Origin of the sequence: Micromonospora sp. NPDC005220 (assembly GCF_040607895.1) — a bacterium.
Lineage (GTDB): Bacteria > Actinomycetota > Actinomycetes > Mycobacteriales > Micromonosporaceae > Micromonospora.
Genome location: NZ_JBEXHP010000049.1, coordinates 25,790 through 43,909 on the forward strand (window position 1 = coordinate 25,790; position 18,120 = coordinate 43,909).

The following is an 18,120-nucleotide window of genomic DNA, read 5'->3' on the forward strand; positions in this document are numbered from 1 at the left end:
GGGGGCCCGCGCGGGGGGGGCGCGCCGCCCCCCCCACCCCCCCCCACCCCCCACCCCCCGCGGGGGGGGGGCCCCCCCCCCACCCCGCCCCCCCCCCCCCGCTCGGCTGCCGTCAGTCGCCGGACTCCTCGACGATCATCACGCCGTTGCCGTCCGGATCCTCTACCGAGAAGAACGCGCCGAACGGGGCGTCGAAGACCGGCGACGCCTCCAGACCCGCCGAGGTCAACTCGTTGTGCAGGCCCTTGACGTCCTTGCACGCCACGGAGATGTGCTGCGCTCCGGGTCGGAGACCGCCCACGCCCCAGGTGGCGAGCACCACCGTGGTCTCGCCCCCCGGCGTGCCCAGCTGCAGCCAGCGCAGGCCCGGCTCCGGAGGCATCTCGTCCGGCGTCATCTCATGGTCATTGATCACTTCGAATCCGAGGCGAACGTAGAAGTCCTTCGCCTTGTCCTGGTCGGTGACCGGGATGGTGATCAATGTGATGTGGCTGATTCCCATGGAATTTCCCATCTCACGGCATATGGGCGAACAGTGCGACCATCCTACCGAATCGACCCCTCGTGTCCATGCCTGAGACGCGCATGTCCGGCGTAAATCGTCGCGGTCACGCCGGACGCGTGGGATGCGATATCAGTTCGATCCCACCATTTCCCGGCGCAAGGTGTCGGCTGCGTTTCCGGTACGCATTTCGCACACCCGGACCAGCGTGTCGTAGGCCACGAGAGCCCCGCGCACCGTCTCGTTGTAAAGATCCTGCGCGGCCACGCCGAGGTCGCGCATGGGCTGCATGAACAGCAGGAAGAACGCGTTGAAGTCGTACCCGTTGAGAATCTCCTCGCCGATCGGCTCCATGCGCTGGAGCAGCTGCACCCGCACCCGCAGCTTGCGCAGGTAGGCGATGCGAGCCTGGGCCATGCCGGCGAAGCCGCCCTCGCCGGCCTGACGCAGCCGGTTCTCGAAACACTCGTCCCGGCCCTTCGCGAGCGCGAGCGCGCTGTACCGCTGCAGCTCCCCGTACTCCCGGACGGCGGTGTCGATCTGCTCCAAGGTCCCGTCCAGGGCCCGGAAGGTCTGCGAGTAGGTCTTCAGGACGCCCGCCATCTGCTCGGCAACGTTCGCGGCGTCGAACGAGCCGTCCGGCGACACGGCTCCGGCGGAGGCTTCGACGACGTACCGCACCGTGTCGTCCAGGCATGCCAGCGAGTCGAGGCAGTCGCGAACCGCGCGCAGTGTCGCGCCGGTCGCCACCGCGTCGGACACGAGGCCGGTGACGATCTCGCCGGCTTCGCCGGCGGAGTAGTTGGTCGGGGGGCACTCATTGTGTAGACCCAGTACACCCACAGCTTCCTCCCTCAATGGTGATCGAGCTCTCCTTCGACACTAGGGGCGCGGCGGGGGCCGGGACTTCTCCTGTGTTGCCCGCCGCCACGACCGACCGGGATAGGCAAGCGGCGAGAAGCCGGGTCGCGGACGGACGCGAAGAATGATCGCGGAGAGCTCGGCGGACCTGCGGAAGGTGGTGCCTGATGCCCGGCGAAGCGACCGACGACTCGGTGTCGACTCCGGATCTGGCGGAGGTGTTCGATCGGGCGGCACCACGCTACGACCGCACCGGCGTCCACTTCTTCGGTCCGATCGGTGCCCGCCTGGTGGATGGCCTCAAGCTGTGTCCGGGCGAAGACGTGCTCGATGTCGGCTGCGGGCAGGGGGCCTGCACCGTTCCCGCCGCCCGCGCCGTGACGCCCGGCGGCTCGGTGATCGGCATCGACGTCGCACCGGCCATGGTGGAGGGTGCCCGCGACGAGATCGCCGACGAGGGACTCACGAATGTGGACGTGCGGATCGGTGACGCGACCAAGCCCGGCTTCGCCCCGGCAAGCTTCGACGCCGTCGTCGCGGGCCTGGTGATGTTCATGCTGCCCGATCCGGCGGACGCCGCGGCCCGGTACCACCGGCTGGTGCGCCCGGGCGGCCGATTCGCGATGAGCACCTTCGGCGCCGACGACCCCGCGTTCTTCCACGTCACCGACGCCGTGGTGCCCTTCGTCGAGGGTGGCATGCCGCCGGTGCCCGGCCGTACCGACAACCCGTTGCGCTCGAAGGAGGGGATACACCGCCTGCTGCGCGACGCCGGCTTCGCCGACACGCGGATCGACGACGAGACGCTCGACCTGGAGTTCACCGACCCGCGGCAATGGTGGGACTGGCTGTGGCAGACGGCCGGCCGGATGGTGCTCGAGCGGGTGCCAGAGGAGCGGCTGGGTGAGGCCCGAGCGGCCGCCGAGGATCGGATGCGGCAGGTGGCCGCCGACCGCGGACGCCTGGTCGTGCACTGGAACGTCTGGTATTCGTACACCACCGCCGGCTGAGCCCGAGCCCGCGCCAAAGGGGGATCCGTCATGGCCGCAACCAGCCCGCCGACGTTGCAGGGCCTGCCGCTGGTCGGCAACGCCTTCGCCTTCATGCGTGATCCCGTCGCGCTGGTCCGTGCCGGCTACGCCGAGCACGGTTCCGTGTTCGCGCTGCGGATGGGGCCGCGGCGCTCGGTCGTCGTGGCCGGCGTCGCCGAGAGCCGGCAGGCCATCGCGCTGCCCGAGACGACCCTCGCCGTCCAGCCGGTCTACCAGTGGCTGAAGCCCATGTTCGGCGCGGTCATGCAGGCCGCCGACCACCCGGACTACCTGCGTCAGCGGGCCGCATTGCTGCCCGCCTTCCACAGCCGCAACCACGCGGACTACCTGGCCGCCATCATCGATGAGACCAGCGAGTGGCTGGGCCGGCTCGGCCCACGCGGCGAGTTCGACGCGAGCGCCGACCTGGAACGGCTGAGCATGGACATCGCCGTACGGTTGTTCCTTGGGCCCGGGTTCCGTGCCCGGCACGGCGACCGGTTCCGGTCGCTCTTCCTCGACATCGCGGCCGGGATGGAGTTCTTCCTACCGGCCAACCTGCCGACGCCACGCCTGCGTCGGCGCGACCGCGCGCGTCGGAAGATGTTCGAGCTGATGGGGCCGCACCTGCGGGCCGTCCGGGAGGACGCGGACACCGGCCGGTACGGCTTCCTGCCGCACCTGATCTCGGGCGGCGCGGCCTTCGACGACGAGACCGTCATCGGGCTCATCCTGATCCTGGTGTACGCGGCGTACGAGACGACCGCGGCCCAACTGGCCTGGTCGCTCATCCTGCTGTTGCAGCATCCGAAGGAACTGGCGGCCATGGACGAGGAAATCGCGGGCCTGCCGCGGTACGCCGGCGACTGGACCGCCACGGATCTGCACCGGCAGCGAAGGCTCTTCGAGGCGCTGCTGGAGTCCCAGCGGCTCCGGCCGGTCACCACACTGCTGACCCGGCAGACGGTCACCGCGTACGACGTCGGCGGTTTCACCGTGCCGGCCGGCTCGCAGACGCTGTTCTGCCCGCCCGTGACCCACCGGGTGCCGGAGGTGTTCCCGGACCCGGACCGGTTCGACCCCGACCGGTTCAGCAAGGACCGCGACACGGACGGCCACGCGGCGGCCGGCCTGCTCAACCTCGGCGGCGGCCTGCACGCCTGCCTGGGCGCCCGCTTCGCCGACCTGGAGATGAAGGCGGTGCTGGCGATGCTGACCCGCTCGTACGACATGGAACTGGGGATCGCCGAGCCGCGGCAGGCGGCGGGGCTGGGTGTGGCGCGGCCCGCATCGCCGTGCCCGGTGCGGTACGCCGCCCGGGTCTGACCTCCGCGGCGGAGGCCGCACCCGGGTCCGGCCTCCGTTGCAGGCGCCGGCGCGTTGACGATTCAGCGGATCTGCGCCCGTCGCGAGTCGGTCGGGGCTTCGAGCATCAGCAAAGGGAACGCGATCAGCAACGGCGGGTCCGTCAGGGCCGGCCGGCGCAGCCGGATGCTGGCCGCAACGGTGGCCTGCGCCGCGACTGACTCGTCGGGGATCTCGGCGGAGCCGACACAGATGCCGGCCGTGGGCTCCTCGGTGAGGACCTCGCCGATGGTCACGTCGGTGCGGGCACTGACCGCGAGCACGCTCGCCCTTTCCGCTACCGCGAGCGGTAGCGGAAACACTCCCGGCGAGAGGATCGCAGCGCAGGATGAGGGCCGCTGCTGCGGTATTCCGGACCGGAAGGTGGCGACCACGGTGAGGCCCGGGCAGCCGTCCGGGCGGGCCAGGACGCGGAGGAGCGGGAACTGCTCACGCGTGGGCCGGGCCGGCCGGGTGGAGACAAGTTCGCGCAGCGGCACGTCCGCGACAGCTCGCCCGTGCGTGCGGAAGCGGCCGGGAGACATGCCGACGAGGCGGGTGAACTGGGTGGTGAAGGTGCCGAAGCTGGAATAGCCGACCGCCATGCTGATGTCGGTCGCGCTGGCGTCGTCGCAGAGGAGCCGGCGTTTCGCCTCGGCCATCCGGACGGCGGTGAGGAATCGGCCCGGCGTGGCGGCGGTCAGCATCCGGAACACACGGTGGAAGTGGAACGGGCTCATCAGCGAGGCGCGCGCGATGTCGTGCAGTCGGTGCGGCTCGTCGAGGTGCTGCCGCATCGCGGTAACCGCCTGGGTGATTGCTCCGATGTGGACGGAAGCCGCGGGCGGGGTGGTGGTCCCGGTGTCGTGAAAGGCAGGCATGGGGCGTGGGACCTCCTGAACGGATTGCGGAGATCGACCAAACGACGGCGGCAGCTGGGCCGGACTGTCGTCGGCGGAGCGCTGTCCGACTCGATACTATAAATTTATATAGCAGCAAGCAACCCCCTGAGAGCTATGCGTAGACAGTCCGTCACGGTAGTTGCTGCACCGGTTGGAGGGCAGCTGGGTAATATCCGACAGCCGAAATCGGTTTTCATAGGTTTGTTTCCTGACACAGCGCATTCGCCACCGAAGGTGTCGTCCCGAATCGGTCGAGCAGTTGCAGGCCGATCCGGCGGATTGCCCGCAGCATTCGATAGGACGTGCCGTGCTCGTCATGCCGGGCCATCAGCAGCGACTTGTCCACCAGGCGGTTGAGCAGCGGGCGCAGATCGAACCGGGCGTCGGGGTCACAGTAGGAGCGGGCCGTCGTTTCGACCATGCCCGGGCTCACCGGCTCCTCCATGCCGCTGACCAGAGCGAGGCACTGCTGCTCGGCAAGGGTGAGCCGGTCCACTGTGCGGACCACGGCCGCGTGCAGCGAGCGGTGGTGTGCGGGCGTGCCCCGGCGGGTCGCGTCCAGCAGCCGAAGAGGATCGCGGCACTGCTCGGCGAGGTCGGGTAGGTCGGTGGTGCGCAGAACGCGGGCGGCCAGTTCCAGCGCCAGAGGCAGCCCGTCGAGCCGGCGGCAGATGGCGGCGACCAGGTCCGAATTACCGCTGTGTACGGAGAAGGACGGGCAGGCCTGGGCGGCGCGCCGGGCGAACAGCTTCACCGCGGGCACCCTCAGCAGCGCCGTCGGGTCGGCCGAAGTACCCGCCCCGGGTGGCCGGAGCGGGCCGATCGTCAGGATCGTCTCGTACGGCAGACCGAGCAGCTCCCGTGAGGTGACCAGGACGCGTACCTGCGGACAGCCCCGCAACAGGTCGTCGACGAGCCCGACGCAGGGCTCCAGGACATTCTCGGCGTTGTCCAGGAGGAGCAGGATCTGCCGCTCGGCGAGGTCGTCGAACGGCCGGACCGGAGCGGTGTGACGGCTCGGGAGCATCGGGTGCAGGGTTCGCCGTAAGGCGTCGGCCGCATCCGCCGCGTCGCAGGCCGTGGCCAGGTCCACCACCGCGACGCCGTCGCGAAAATGCGGTCGGGCGTCGGCGGCGGCCACGCGCGCGACGGCGCTCTTGCCCACTCCGGCCGGCCCGCTCAGCGTGACCAGCCGCTGCTGGACGAGCAGGTCACGCAGCTGTCGCAGCTCGTTCTCCCGGTCGACGAGCGGATCGACCGCCGGTCCCGGCCCGAGCCAGCCGCCGGCTGCCGGCCCTGGGTTTCGGCTCCCGCTGTCGGCGACCAGTTGCCGGTGCACGCGGCGCAGCTCGTGGCCGGGGTCGACGCCGAGCTCGGCCTGCAGCCTGATGCGGATCCGGTCGTAGTGGGACAGGGCCGAGGCACCGTGCCCGGTGCGTCGCTGGGTCTCCAGGTAGAGCGCCTGCGCGGCCTCGTTGAGTGGGTCCACCCAGGCGAGACGTTCGGCGGTGGGCAGGACGGCGACTGCGTCCTGGCTGGTCAGTCCGGCCCGGACGTACGCCATGGCCACTGTGGTCCACTTGCCCCGCAGCAGGGTGACGTCTTCGCACGCGGGCAGCAGGGACTCGAGGCCCGTGGTCAGCGCGATGGGCCACTCGCCGAGTGCCCTTCGCAGCAGTCCGTACGCCTTTCCGGGGGCGCCGGAGGCGAGCAGTTGCAGCCCGTGGTCGGCGTAACTGTGGAAACGACTGACGTCCACCGCGTCGAGCGGGAGCCGCAGCTGGTACCCCGTGCCGCTGTGCCCGATCACGTTTGTGCGCTGCCGCGCCGGGGTGTGCGGTTCCATCACCTGGCGCAGCCGGGCGATGTACGTGTGCACCAGCGACTGTGGCGCGCTGGGCGACTGGTTCTCCCAGAGCGCCGCGGTGATCTCGTCGATCGGCACCGGGGCGCCGTGGCGCAGGGCCAGCAGGGCGATGAGTGCCCGTTGTTTGCGGGACCCGAGGTTGACCTTGTGAGAATCGATTACGGCGTGGATGGCACCGAGGACTTTAATCTCCACAATTGCCGCACACACCACGTCGCCCCCAGGTCGCTCGCATCGAAGCCAACCAACGTCAGGGTAGTAATTACTTCGGTAAACCTAAAGCATTGTCTCGCCGCCTGAAATTCGTTGTCTATGTGTAGCCTGTGCCGTATGCCGAGGACTGGGCGGCCGAAGGCCGAGTTGGTGTTGACCGACGAGGAGCGTGCGACGCTGGTGCGCCTGTCGCGGCGGGCGAAGTCTTCTCAGGCTCTGGCCCTGCGGTGCCGGATCGTGCTGGCGTGCGCCGAGCCGGGAGCGACAAACGCCGCCGTGGCCGCCGATCTGCGGGTGTCCCGGCCGACTGTGGGCAAGTGGCGCAGCCGGTTCGTACAAAGGCGTCTGGCTGGTCTGATCGACGAGGATCGGCCGGGCCGTCCACCGTCGATCGGTATCGACCAGGTGGAAGAGGTGCTGGTGTCCACGTTGGCGGAAACGCCCTCGGCTGCCACCCACTGGTCCCGCAGGTCAATGGCCGAGAAATCGGGTTTGTCGAAGTCGACCGTCGGGCGGATCTGGCGCAGATTCAACCTCAGGCCACACCAGGAAGACCCATTCAAGCTCTCGACCGAACCGCTGTTCACGGACAAGGTGGTCGACGTGGTCGGGTTGTATCTGAACCCGCCCGCCGGTGCGATCGTGCTCTCGGTGGACCAGACGGCACAGATCCAGGCGCTGAACCGCTCCCGGTCGGCCCTGCCGATGATGCGCGGCATGCCCGAACGGCATACCCACGACTACCTGCGTTACGGCCTCACCAGTCTGTTCGCCGCGTTCGACGTGGACGACGGCGCCGTCGTCAGTGCCCCACCTCGGCGGCGCGGGGCGGCGGAGTTCAAGAAGTTCCTCGCCCGTGTCGACGCCTCGGTCCCCACCGAATTGGGTATCCACCTCATCTGCGACAACCACGGCACCCACAAGACCCCGACCGTCAAGGCCTGGCTGGACAGGCATCCCCGCTTCCGCGTGCACCTCACCCCGACCAGCTCGTCCTGGACCAAGCAGGTCGAAGGCTGGTGCGGCTTCCTTGCCGACCGAATGATCCTCCGCGGCACCCGGCAGTCCGTGCCGGCCCTGGAAGCCGACATCAGCTCATGGGTAGCCGGCTGGAACGAGCACCCCAGCCCCTTCGTCTGGGCGAAGACGACCGACGAGATCACCGAATTCCGCGGCTGACTTAGTAAACGAACATCAGGCGCAGGCAGGTTCGCTGCCAACTGCCCAAATGTGTTTCGTTACTATATGTAATTCAAGTTTTCTTCAAGAAGGGATGTGCAGACTGGCCCACGGACACTGTGGACCAACCTTCGGGAGCGTCATGGAAACCGACAACGCCACGCTCGACGAAGCCCGCCCCCACGGCTGGCGCCGCCTGCTGCATCAGCCCGACCGCCTCGCCGATTTCACGGTCCGCGGCTTCGCGTCCGACCCTCCCGAGCTTCGCGCCAGGCTGGAGACCGCCGCGGGAACCTTCCTCGCCGGCTTCAACCAGGGACTCGCCGCCCCCGCCGGCGCGCCTCCGCGATTCGACGACCAGCCGGAGCACCTGCGCGGCTTCGCCGTCGAGGGGCTGGCCATGCAGGCCGCACTGCTCGACCTTCTCGTCCCGGGCAACCGCCGGCTGCCGGCCGTGCTGCGCCTGCACGGCGCGACCCACATCCACCTGATCCACGTCGGCGTGGGCTGGGCGATGGCCAAGCTGCGCTGGCCGTTCTGGGCCCGGCTGTCCGGACTGGACCCGCTGCTGCGCTGGCTCGCGCTCGACGGCTGGGGCTTCTCCGCGGGCTTCTTCGCCGACGCCGACGGGCTGCGCCGCATCACCGCCCACCCGCGCCGGTGCTCCGAGCGCTGCGCCATCCGCTACCAGGGTGTGGGCCGCAGCTTGTGGTTCCGCGGCACCGGGGAACCCACCCGCGTGGCGAACCTGGTCGACACGCTGCCGCAGTGGCACCACGGCGACGCCTGGAGCGGTGTGGGCCTCGCCGCCGCGTACGCCGGCGGGGTTTCGCCAGACGGTCTCACCACGCTGCGCGACCGTGCCGGAGCGCACGCCGGCGACCTCGGTCAGGGTGTGGCCTTCGCCGCCGCCGCCTGGCAGCGCGGCGGTTGGACTCCGCCCGAACTCGCCACCACCGTTCACGCGCTCACCGACGTCGACCCGCGTACCGCCGCGGACTGGACCCGCGAGGCCGAGGCCGGGCTCCGCACGCCCGCCACCGGACCCGCCGAGTACCAGACGTGGCGGCAGCGCATCCGGGCCCGCGTGCTACTCGCGTCGCTCTGATTCGCCCGTGACCATCCGAGGGGGAAAACCTGTGCCGCCTGCTGTCCGTAAAACGCTCGTACCCGCCCTGGCCGTGGTGCTGTGTGTCGTGGCCGGTCTGTTCACCCGGCTGCCGTCGGTCTCCGCGTCCGACGCCGACGCCCTGAGCGCCCGCTTCGCCTTCACGGCGGCTCCGCTGAACGCGGCCGGGGACACCCGCCGGCTCCGCGAGGTCCAGCCCGCACTGAACCATCTCGCCGCGTGGATCTCCGCGGTCGGCGCGGGCGTCGGCCTCGGCGACTTCGACGGCGACGGTCTGCCGAACGACCGCTGCCTGGTCGACCCCCGCGACGACTCGGTCACGGTGGCACCGGTGCCCGGCACCGGCGAGCGGTTCGCCGCCGTCACCCTCCAGCCGACGGGTGTCGAGTACGACGCCCGCACCACCGCTCCCATGGGATGCCTCCCCGCCGACCTCAACGGCGACGGCGCACTCGACGTCCTGGTGTACTTCTGGGGCCGCGTACCGCTGGTCTACCTGCGCCAGCCCGGCGGTGGCGCACCCGGTGCCGCCGGCTTCCGGGCGAGCGACGTGGTCGCTCCCGGCGAGATCTGGAACTCGACCACCGCCAACGTCCTCGACGTCGACGGCGACGGCGGCCTGGACATCCTGATCGGCAACTACTTCCCCGACGGCGCCCGGGTGCTCGACCGGACGGCCGCCGACAACCCGGTGATGCGGATGCAGGACTCCATGTCCCTGGGCCGCAACGGCGGCCGCAACCGGCTCCTGATGTTCGACGGGAACACCCCCGCGGCCGGCGGCGCGCCCGTTCCCGCGTACGCCGACCGGTCCGACGCCTTCACCACCGACCAGGCGCGGGCCTGGACCCTGGCCACCGGGGCGCAGGACCTTACCGGCGACGGCCTGCCGGAGATCTACTTCGCCAACGACTTCGGGCCCGACAACCTGCTGGTGAACGAGTCCCGTCCCGGCCGGCCCGAGTTCCGCGAGGTGAGCGGCACGCGCGACCCGCTGGCCCCCAAGTCCAAGGTGATCGGGCACGACTCGTTCAAGGGCATGGGCGTCGCCTTCGACGACCTGAACGCCGACGGCCGGCCGGACCTGCTGGTCAGCAACATCACCTCGCCGTTCGCCCTGCAGGAGAGCAACTTCGCCTTCGTCAGCACGGGCGGCCGGTTCACCTCCGGGCGCGCGCCGTACCGGGACCGCAGCGAGGAACTCGGGCTGTCCCGCAGCGGCTGGGCCTGGGACATCAAGGCCGCCGACTTCGACGCCGACGGCCGCCGGGAGATCACCCAGGCGGTCGGCTTCCTGCACGGCGGGACCGACCGCTGGGCCGAGCTCCAGGAACTCGCGATGGCCAACGACACCTTCCTCAAGTACCCGTGGGCCTGGCCGAACTTCCGGCCCGGCGACAGCCTGTCCGGGCACGAGCGCAACCCCTTCTTCGTACGCGGCCCGGACGGCCGGTTCGTCGACGTGTCGAAGCGGCTGGGGATGACCGGCACCCAGGCCTCCCGGGCCATCGCCGTCGGCGACGTCGACCACGACGGGCGGCTCGACATGGCGGTCGCCAACCAGTGGGCCGCCTCGGAGCTGTTCCGCAACACCGGGCCGGCGACGACCCATCTCGGGCTGCGGCTGGTGGTGCCCACCGCGAACGGCGCGACCCGGGCGGCGATCGGTGCCCGCGTCGAGGTGCGCCGCGCCGACGGTACGACGCTGACCGACCAGCTGTACCCCGCCAACGGGCACACCGGCGTGAACGCCGACGAACTGTACTTCGGCCTCGGCGGCAGCCCGTCCGCCCAGGTCCGGATCACCTGGCGCGACGCCGCCGGACAGCACGAGATGAGCACCACGCTCGCATCGGGCTGGCACACGGTCACGCTGCGACCCGAGTCCTGATCGAGGAGAGAACCATGGCCAACAAGGACCCCCGGATCGTCGCACTGCGCCGGTTCGCCCTGTCCATCACCGTGTTCACGCTGCTGGGCCACACCGTCCTCGGATTCGAGCAGTCATGGCTCACACCGATCGCCGCGCTGCTCACCGCGTACACCCTCGATCTCGTTCTGGAGACACTCGAGGCCCGTGCCGAGCGCCGCCCGGTCCGCTACGCCGGATCCGCTGTCGATCTCGCCAACTTCCTGCTGCCCGCGCACATCGGCGGACTGGCCTGCGCGATGCTGCTGTACGGCAACGAGCGACTGTGGCCGACGCTGTTCGCTGTCACCGTCGCGATCGCGAGCAAGTACGTGGTGCGGGTGCGCTTCACCGCCGGGCGACCGGCGAAGCACGTCCTCAACCCGAGCAACTTCGGCATCGCCGTGACCCTGCTGTGCTTCACCTGGGTGGGCATCGCGCCGCCGTACCAGTTCACCGCGAACATCAACGGGATCTGGGACTGGGTGGTACCCGGCGCCATCCTGGCCGCCGGCACGATGCTCAACGCCAAGCTGACCCGGCGCGGGCCGCTGGTCGCCGCCTGGGTCGCGGGCTTCGCCGCGCAGGCGGTGCTGCGGTCGGTGCTCTTCGACCACGCTCTGGTGGCGGCGCTCCTGCCGATGACCGGCGTGGCGTTCGTCCTGTTCACCAACTACATGATCACCGACCCCGGAACCACCCCGCACGCGCCGCGCCGGCAGGTCGTGTTCGGCCTGGCAACCGCGGCGGTGTACGGCACGCTCGTGCTGTTGCACATCAAGTTCGGGCTGTTCTTCGCGCTCACCACCGTGTGCCTCGGTCGCTGGGTGGTGATCGTGACGGCCCGCCGGATCCGCGAGCGGCGGCAGCCGGTCACCGGAACCAGTGCGCCGGAACGCGCCTCCCAGCCCGCCGTGCCGGTCGGGGTCCAGGCATGACCGGCACGGGAGCCCCGATTGTCGTGGTGGGCATGGCCTGCCGGTACCCGGACGCCGCAGACCCGGCGCAGCTCTGGCAGACGGTGCTCGAGCGCCGGCGTGCCTTCCGGCCCCTGCCGCCGGAACGGCTGCCGGTCGCCGACTACCACCGGCCCGGACCTGACGAGGTCGACCACACGTACGTCGACCGCGCCGCCGTGCTCAGCGACTGGGTGTTCGACCGGTCCCGCTTCCACGTTCCCGGTGAGGTCTTCCGCGCCGTTGACCTGACCCACTGGCTGGCCCTGGAGGTGGCCGCCGACGCGCTTGCCGACGCCGGTTGCCCGGCGGGCGCGGGCCTGCCCAACGACCGGGTCGGCGTGATGCTCGGCAACTCGATGACCGGCGAGTTCAGCCGCGCCAACGGGCTTCGCCTGCGCTGGCCCTACGTGCAGCGGCTGCTCGCCGAGACGCTGGCCGGGCTCGACCTGTCGGACGCAGAGCGGGAGAAACTGCTGGCCGCCGCGGAGGACCGGTACAAGGAACCGTTCCCGCCGCCGGGCGAGGAGACGCTCGCCGGGGCGTTGTCCAACACCATCGCCGGCCGGATCTGCAACCACTTCGACTTCCACGGCACCGGCTACACGGTGGACGCCGCCTGCGCCTCGTCGCTGATGGCCGTTGCCACGGCCGCGCGGATGCTCGCCGATGGCGACCTCGACGTCGCGCTGGCCGGCGGTGTGGACCTCAGCCTGGATCCGCTGGAACTGGTCGGCTTCGCCCGCGTGGGCGCGCTGGCCACCGGCGACATGCGGATCTACGACTCCCGGCCGACCGGGTTCCTGCCGGGCGAGGGCTGCGGGATCATGGTCCTGTGCCGGGAGGACTTCGCGGCGGAGCACGGCCTGCGGCCGTACGCGCGACTGCACGGCTGGGGTACGTCGTCGGACGGGAACGGCGGGCTGACCCGGCCCGAGGCCTCCGGTCAGCTGCTCGCGCTGCGGCGCGCGTACCGCCGGTCCGGCCTCTCTCCGGATCAGGTGTCCTTCGTGGAGGGGCACGGCACCGGCACCGCGGTTGGTGACGAGACCGAACTGTCCGCGCTGCGCGAACTGCACGCCGGTCGCCGCCTCCCGGCGGTGCTCGGCAGCGTGAAGGCGAACATCGGACATACCAAGGCGGCGGCCGGGGTCGCCGGGCTGATCAAGGCCGTACTCGCGATCCACCACCAGGTGATCCCGCCGACCACCGGCTGTGAGTCGCCGCATCCCGCACTGGTCGCCGCCGGGTCTCCGCTGGTGGTGACCGAGGAGCCGACGCCGTGGCCTGACCCCGACCGCTACGCGTCGGTCAGTGCGATGGGCTTCGGCGGCATCAATGCCCACGTGGTGTTGGGCGGAATGTCGCCCACCACCCGCCGGGTCGTCACCGACACGGAGCGCCGGGCCGCCCGTGCCCTGCCGTCCCACGAGGTCGTGGTGTGCGCGGCGGCCGACCGCGCGGCCCTGACCGAGCGGCTCACCGACCTCGCCGACCTGGCCGGCCGACTGTCCCGTGCGGAACTGGGTGATCTCGCGGCCACGTTGGCCGCGGAGCCGGTCGCCGCGGGCGCCGTCCGGTTCGCCGCCGTGGTGCGCGACCAAGACGGCCTGGTGGGCGCCGCCCGGCGCGCCGTGGCCGCGCTGACCGACGCGGAGACCGAGGTGTTCGACCCGGAGGGCGGTGTCTTCCTCGGCGCGGGTCCGGCGCCCCGGATCGGCTATCTGTTCTCCGGACAGGGCTCGCCGGTCCATCCGAGCGCGGGCGCGCTGGGTGCACTGCTCGACGGGCCGCTCGCCGGTTACGACTCGGACCTCGCGGTCACGGCGGGCGCCGTTCCGGACACCGCCGTCGCCCAGCCGGCCATCGTGCGGGCCTCGCTCGCCGGTCTGACGTGGCTGCGCCGGCTGGGCGTAGAGGCCGAGGCGGCCGTCGGGCACAGTCTCGGCGAGATCGGCGCGCTGTGCTGGGCGGGGGCACTAACCGACAAGGAGGCCCTCGACCTGGTACGCATTCGCGGCCGGCTGATGAGCGACGCGCCGGGTCGCGGCGCGATGGCCGCCGTCGCCGCGCCCGCCGACCGGCTTCGCGAGCTGCTCGGCCGCAGCCCGGTCGTGGTCGCCGGCGAAAACACCGCGGAACAGTGCACCGTGTCCGGCCCGGCCGTCGAGCTGGCCCGATTCCTCGCCACCGCCTCGTCCGCCGGCCTGCGGGCCACCGCGCTGCCGGTCTCGCACGCCTTCCACTCGCCGATGATGGCCCCGGCGAGCCTCGCCCTGCGCGAACACCTCACGGGACTCGCCGGGCGGGCCGCACGACGGCCGGTCTGCTCCACGGTGACCGCAGACTGGCTCGACGCCGGCACCGACCTCGCCGAACTGCTCACCCGTCAGCTCGTCGAGCCGGTCCGCTTCCGCGACGCGCTGGCGCGCCTGGGCGAGCGAGCCGACCTGCTGATCGAGGTGGGCCCCGGCGCCGTGCTGGCCGGGCTGGCCGCGAATCTGCCGGGTGCCCGTGTGGTGGCTCTCGACTCGGGCGCGCCCGACCAGCACGGCGTCGCCACGGTGACCGCCGCGCTGTTCGCGACGGGTGCCGGGCCGGACGTGGGCGCGCATTTCGCACGTCGGGCGTGCCGCCGACTCACGCCGGACTGGAAGCCAGTCTTCCTGAGCAATCCCTGCGAGACCACCAGCGGGCCGGCGCGGCCGCCGCAGCCTCGTCCCCGCCCGGCGCCCGCCCCGGCGGCGGTCGCGGTGGCGGCCCCGGTGGACGACAGCGACCTGCTGAGCGCCGTCACCCGGCGGGTGGCGGCCATGGTCGAACTTGACGCGGCCACGCTGAGCCCGGACACCCGGCTCGTCGCCGACCTGCACCTCAGCTCGCTGCGAGTCAGCCAGCTCGCCGTGGACGCCGCGGCTGCGGTCGGCCGGGCGGCGCCTGCGGTCCCGGCGACCCTGGCGGACGCCACCATCGACGAGCTGGCCGCGATGCTCGCCACGCTGCCCGCGGCCGGCGAGGTCGACGCCCCGCCGGCCGGCATCGCCAGCTGGGTGCGTGCCTTCACCGACCGGTTCGTCGAACTGGCCGCCCCGACGGTTCGGCCGGGAGCCCGGCGCGGGTGGACCGTGCTCGGCGCCGAGGACCATCCGCTGAGCAAGGGGGTCGCCGAGCACTTCCCGGTCGCCGACACCCCGGACGCACGGTTGCTGCTGCTGCCGCCGGGCCTCGCGGTGCCGGCGGAGCTGGTCGTGACCGCGCTGCGTGCCACCGCGGCCGACGGGCTGCCGCTGGTGGTGCTGCACCACGGCGGCGTGGGTGCCGCGGTAGGCCGCAGTCTCGCCATGGAGCGGCCGGGCGCCGCGGTGATGGTCGCCGAGACTCCGGTGGACGACCGCTGCCTCAAGCTCGTCGCCGAGACCTCCGCCGACTGGACTGGCTACGTCGAGGCCGTCTACGACGAGGACGGTGTCCGCACCACCCGGGTCGCCGCTCCGCTCGCGCTGTCCCGCCGAGACGAGCGAATTCCGTTGTCCCCCGGCGAATTGCTGCTGGTCACCGGCGGGGCGAAGGGCATCGGGCTGGAGTGCGCCGCCGCGGTCTGCGAGGCCACCGGCGCCACGGCGATGCTCTTCGGGCGCAGCCCGGTCGCGGACCCGGAGGTCCGGGCCGGCCTGGACCGGCTCACCGCGCTCGGGATCACCGCCGACTACCACGCGGTCGACGTCAGCGACGGGGCCGCCGTCACGGCCGCCGTGGCCGCCGCCCAGGACCGGTACGGACCGGTACGGGGGCTGCTGCATGCCGCCGGCCACAACACCCCGCGGCTAATCGAGGACGTGACCGTCGAGGGTCTCCGCGCGACGCTCGCGCCCAAGGCCGACGGGTTCGATCGCCTGGTCGCGGCCCTCGGCGACGATCTGCGCTTCGCCGTCGCCTTCGGATCCGTCATCGGTCGCACCGGGTTGACGGGCCAGGCGGAGTACGCCGTCGCCAACGAGTGGCTCGCCCGGCGCTGCGCGGAACTGACGCGCGAGCGGCCCGGCACCCGTTGGCTGACGGTGCAGTGGTCGGCCTGGTCCGGCGTCGGCATGGGGGTCCGCCTCGGGGTTCTCGACGCGCTGGTGCGCGACGGCCTCGAGCCGATCAGCGTCCCGGCCGGCACCGACCTGCTGCTGCGCCTGCTGGCGGAACCGGACACCGGGCCGTGCGTGCTCGCCGCCGGGCGGCTGCCCGGCGGGCCGACCCTGCGCTACCGCGACGACGACCGCACCGGCGGGCGTTTCGCCGAGCGGGTGCTGGCGTTGACCCCGGGGGTGGAAAGCGTCCTCGGCGCCACACTGACCGCCGGCACCGACCCCTACCTGTCCGACCACGTCGTCGACGGCGTCCCGCTGCTGCCCGCCGTGCTGGGCCTGGAGGCGATGGCGCAGGCCGCCACCGCGCTCACCGGGGCGCCGGGGACGCCGGTGCGCCTCACCGGCGTCCGGCTCGAGCGGCCGGTCACGGTGACCGACCGGCGCGACATCCGGGTCGCGGCACTGGTCCACGACGACGGCCGGGTGGAGATCGCGCTTCGCAGCGACGACACCGGCTTCGCGGTGGATCACTTCGCGGCGGTCGTGACCACCGGCGCCGTGCCGGCACCCGAGCCGGCGGTGCCGGCGCCGGCCACACGGCTCGGGGAGCCGGGCCTGCTGGCGGCGGGCCTCTACGGAGGCCTCTACTTCCACGGGCCGGCGTTCCGGCGGGTGCGCGGGTATCACGCGCTCAGCGCGTACGGGTGCGTGTTCTCGGTCCGCGCTGAACCCGGCACCGCGTGGTTCGGCATGTACCTCGACGCGTCGCTGCGGCTCGGCGATCCGGGCGCCCGTGATGCAGTGCTGCACGGGCTGCAGGGCTGCGTGCCGGACCGCCGCGTGCTTCCGGTCTCCGTCGAGCGGATCATCGTGTGGCATCGGCCCTCCGGCGTGCTCACCGTCACCGCCCGGCAGCGCACCGAGGACGGAGCCGAGTTCGTCTACGACGTGCTGGTCACCGATGAGTCGGGACGCCCCGTCGAGGAGTGGACGGGGCTGGTCCTGCGCTCGGTGGCCGAGATCGGCTGGCCCGAGATGCCGGCCTTCCTCGCCGGTCCGGCCATGGCCCGGCGGCTGCGGCACCGACATCCGGGGATCGACGCCGCCGTGCTCCCCGCGGCGCGCGGCGACGGTGAACCCACCGTCCGGCTGACCGACTGGCTCACCGGCGCCGCACTGGGCGAGGCCGGAGGCGCGCGGCACGCTGCCGACGGGCGCGTCACGGTGCCGGGTAGCGGTGGCGCCTCGGCCAGCCACCTCGACGACCTCGTCCTCGTGACGGTGGCCCCGGGCCCGGTCGGAGTCGACTGGGAACGTGTGGACGACCGCCCGCCGCCACTGGAGGAGCCGCACCGGGCCCTCGCCGTACGGCTCGCCGCCGAGTCCGGGGAGGACGAGACCACTGCGGCCTTCCGCGTGTGGACGGCGATCGAGGTGACCCGCAAGCTCGGGCTCGGGCCCTCGGCGCCGCTGGTGTTCACCGGCCGGGAGTCGTCCGGCACGCTCGGCCTACGCAGCGGTGACCACGTGTTGAGCAGTGTGCTGCTGCGTACGGCCGGGGACGCGCGGCAGGTCGCGGTGTGCGTGGGGACGCCGGCATGAGCGCCCCGGTCTACCGCTACCGGCACCGGGTGACGTTCGACGAGACGAACCTGGTGGGAAACGTCTATTTCGCCCACTACGCCCACTGGCAGGGGCACTGTCGGGAGCACTTTCTCGCCGAGCAGGCGCCCTCCGTGCTGGCCGCCTTGTCGGACGGGCTGGCCCTCGTCACGGTCTCGATGTCCGTCGACTTCTATGCCGAAAGCCACGCTTTCGACACGGTTGACATCGAGATGTCGCTCGCCGAGCTCAACGGCAACCGCATCACGATGGGGTTCGACTATCGCCGGGTCGGCACGGACGGCGCTCCCGCCGAGCTGATCGCGGCGGGCCGGCAGACCGTCGCCGTCATGGACCGGGTGGACGGCCAGTTGCAGCCCGCCCCGGTGCCGGCCGACCTGGCCGCCGCGCTCGCCGTCTATCGCCGTACCGCTGCGGGGATGTGGTCCCGATGACCGTTGGTGTCATCGGCTGCGGGCGGATGGGCGTCGCCGTCACCCGCGCGGTCGCCGCCGCCCGCTGCAGCGTGCTGCTCGCCGGGCGGACGCC

Annotated in this window: 12 protein-coding genes; 8 read left to right on the forward strand and 4 right to left on the reverse strand. The window is 71.9% G+C overall.

The window, feature by feature from the left end; translation table 11 throughout:
• Positions 1–112 precede the first annotated feature (112 nt).
• On the reverse strand, positions 113–502 hold the full coding sequence (locus ABZU52_RS19160) for a VOC family protein (RefSeq protein WP_354972347.1): 390 nt from the start codon (positions 500–502) through the stop codon (positions 113–115).
• 132 nt (positions 503–634) lie between these two features.
• Positions 635–1,345, reverse strand: coding sequence for a hypothetical protein (locus ABZU52_RS19165; protein WP_354972348.1), 711 nt, complete (start codon positions 1,343–1,345; stop codon positions 635–637).
• Between the two features lie 185 nt (positions 1,346–1,530).
• Here ABZU52_RS19165 and ABZU52_RS19170 point away from each other — a divergent pair, with 185 nt between their 5' ends.
• Together ABZU52_RS19170 and ABZU52_RS19175 are read left to right on the forward strand one after the other, a co-directional pair.
• Positions 1,531–2,373: a methyltransferase domain-containing protein gene (locus ABZU52_RS19170; protein WP_354972349.1), complete on the forward strand. Its 843-nt coding sequence runs from the start codon at positions 1,531–1,533 to the stop codon at positions 2,371–2,373.
• Positions 2,374–2,403: 30 nt separating this feature from the next.
• Positions 2,404–3,720 carry a cytochrome P450 gene (locus tag ABZU52_RS19175; protein WP_354972350.1) on the forward strand — a complete coding sequence of 439 codons (1,317 nt, stop codon included), beginning with the start codon at positions 2,404–2,406 and terminating at the stop codon, positions 3,718–3,720.
• A gap of 62 nt (positions 3,721–3,782) precedes the next feature.
• Here ABZU52_RS19175 and ABZU52_RS19180 read toward each other — a convergent pair whose 3' ends face one another.
• Both ABZU52_RS19180 and ABZU52_RS19185 read right to left on the reverse strand, forming a co-directional pair.
• Entirely contained in the window at positions 3,783–4,535 is a 753-nt protein-coding gene (locus ABZU52_RS19180) for a helix-turn-helix transcriptional regulator (RefSeq protein WP_354972351.1), read from the reverse strand.
• 298 nt (positions 4,536–4,833) lie between these two features.
• Positions 4,834–6,702 carry a BTAD domain-containing putative transcriptional regulator gene (locus ABZU52_RS19185; RefSeq protein ID WP_354972352.1) on the reverse strand — a complete coding sequence of 623 codons (1,869 nt, stop codon included), beginning with the start codon at positions 6,700–6,702 and terminating at the stop codon, positions 4,834–4,836.
• Positions 6,703–6,837: 135 nt separating this feature from the next.
• Here ABZU52_RS19185 and ABZU52_RS19190 point away from each other — a divergent pair, with 135 nt between their 5' ends.
• The 6 genes from ABZU52_RS19190 to ABZU52_RS19215 all read left to right on the forward strand — a co-directional run bounded on the left by ABZU52_RS19190 (position 6,838) and on the right by ABZU52_RS19215 (position 18,026).
• On the forward strand, positions 6,838–7,899 hold the full coding sequence (locus ABZU52_RS19190; protein ID WP_354972353.1) for an IS630 family transposase: 1,062 nt from the start codon (positions 6,838–6,840) through the stop codon (positions 7,897–7,899).
• A 142-nt stretch (positions 7,900–8,041) separates the two neighbouring features.
• Entirely contained in the window at positions 8,042–9,007 is a 966-nt protein-coding gene (locus ABZU52_RS19195) for a DUF1702 family protein (protein ID WP_354972354.1), read from the forward strand.
• Between the two features lie 88 nt (positions 9,008–9,095).
• Entirely contained in the window at positions 9,096–10,919 is a 1,824-nt protein-coding gene (locus tag ABZU52_RS19200) for a CRTAC1 family protein (RefSeq protein ID WP_354972355.1), read from the forward strand.
• A 14-nt stretch (positions 10,920–10,933) separates the two neighbouring features.
• The gene (locus ABZU52_RS19205) at positions 10,934–11,875 is read left to right on the forward strand and encodes an enediyne biosynthesis protein UnbU (protein WP_354972356.1); all 942 of its coding nucleotides are present in this window, start codon (positions 10,934–10,936) and stop codon (positions 11,873–11,875) included.
• Complete coding sequence (locus ABZU52_RS19210; RefSeq protein ID WP_354972357.1) at positions 11,872–17,571, forward strand: SDR family NAD(P)-dependent oxidoreductase; 5,700 nt, start codon at positions 11,872–11,874, stop codon at positions 17,569–17,571. Before ABZU52_RS19205 ends, ABZU52_RS19210 begins: the two co-directional genes overlap by 4 nt.
• 29 nt (positions 17,572–17,600) lie before the next feature.
• Positions 17,601–18,026 carry an acyl-CoA thioesterase gene (locus ABZU52_RS19215; protein ID WP_354972358.1) on the forward strand — a complete coding sequence of 142 codons (426 nt, stop codon included), beginning with the start codon at positions 17,601–17,603 and terminating at the stop codon, positions 18,024–18,026.
• Positions 18,027–18,120: the final 94 nt, after the last annotated feature.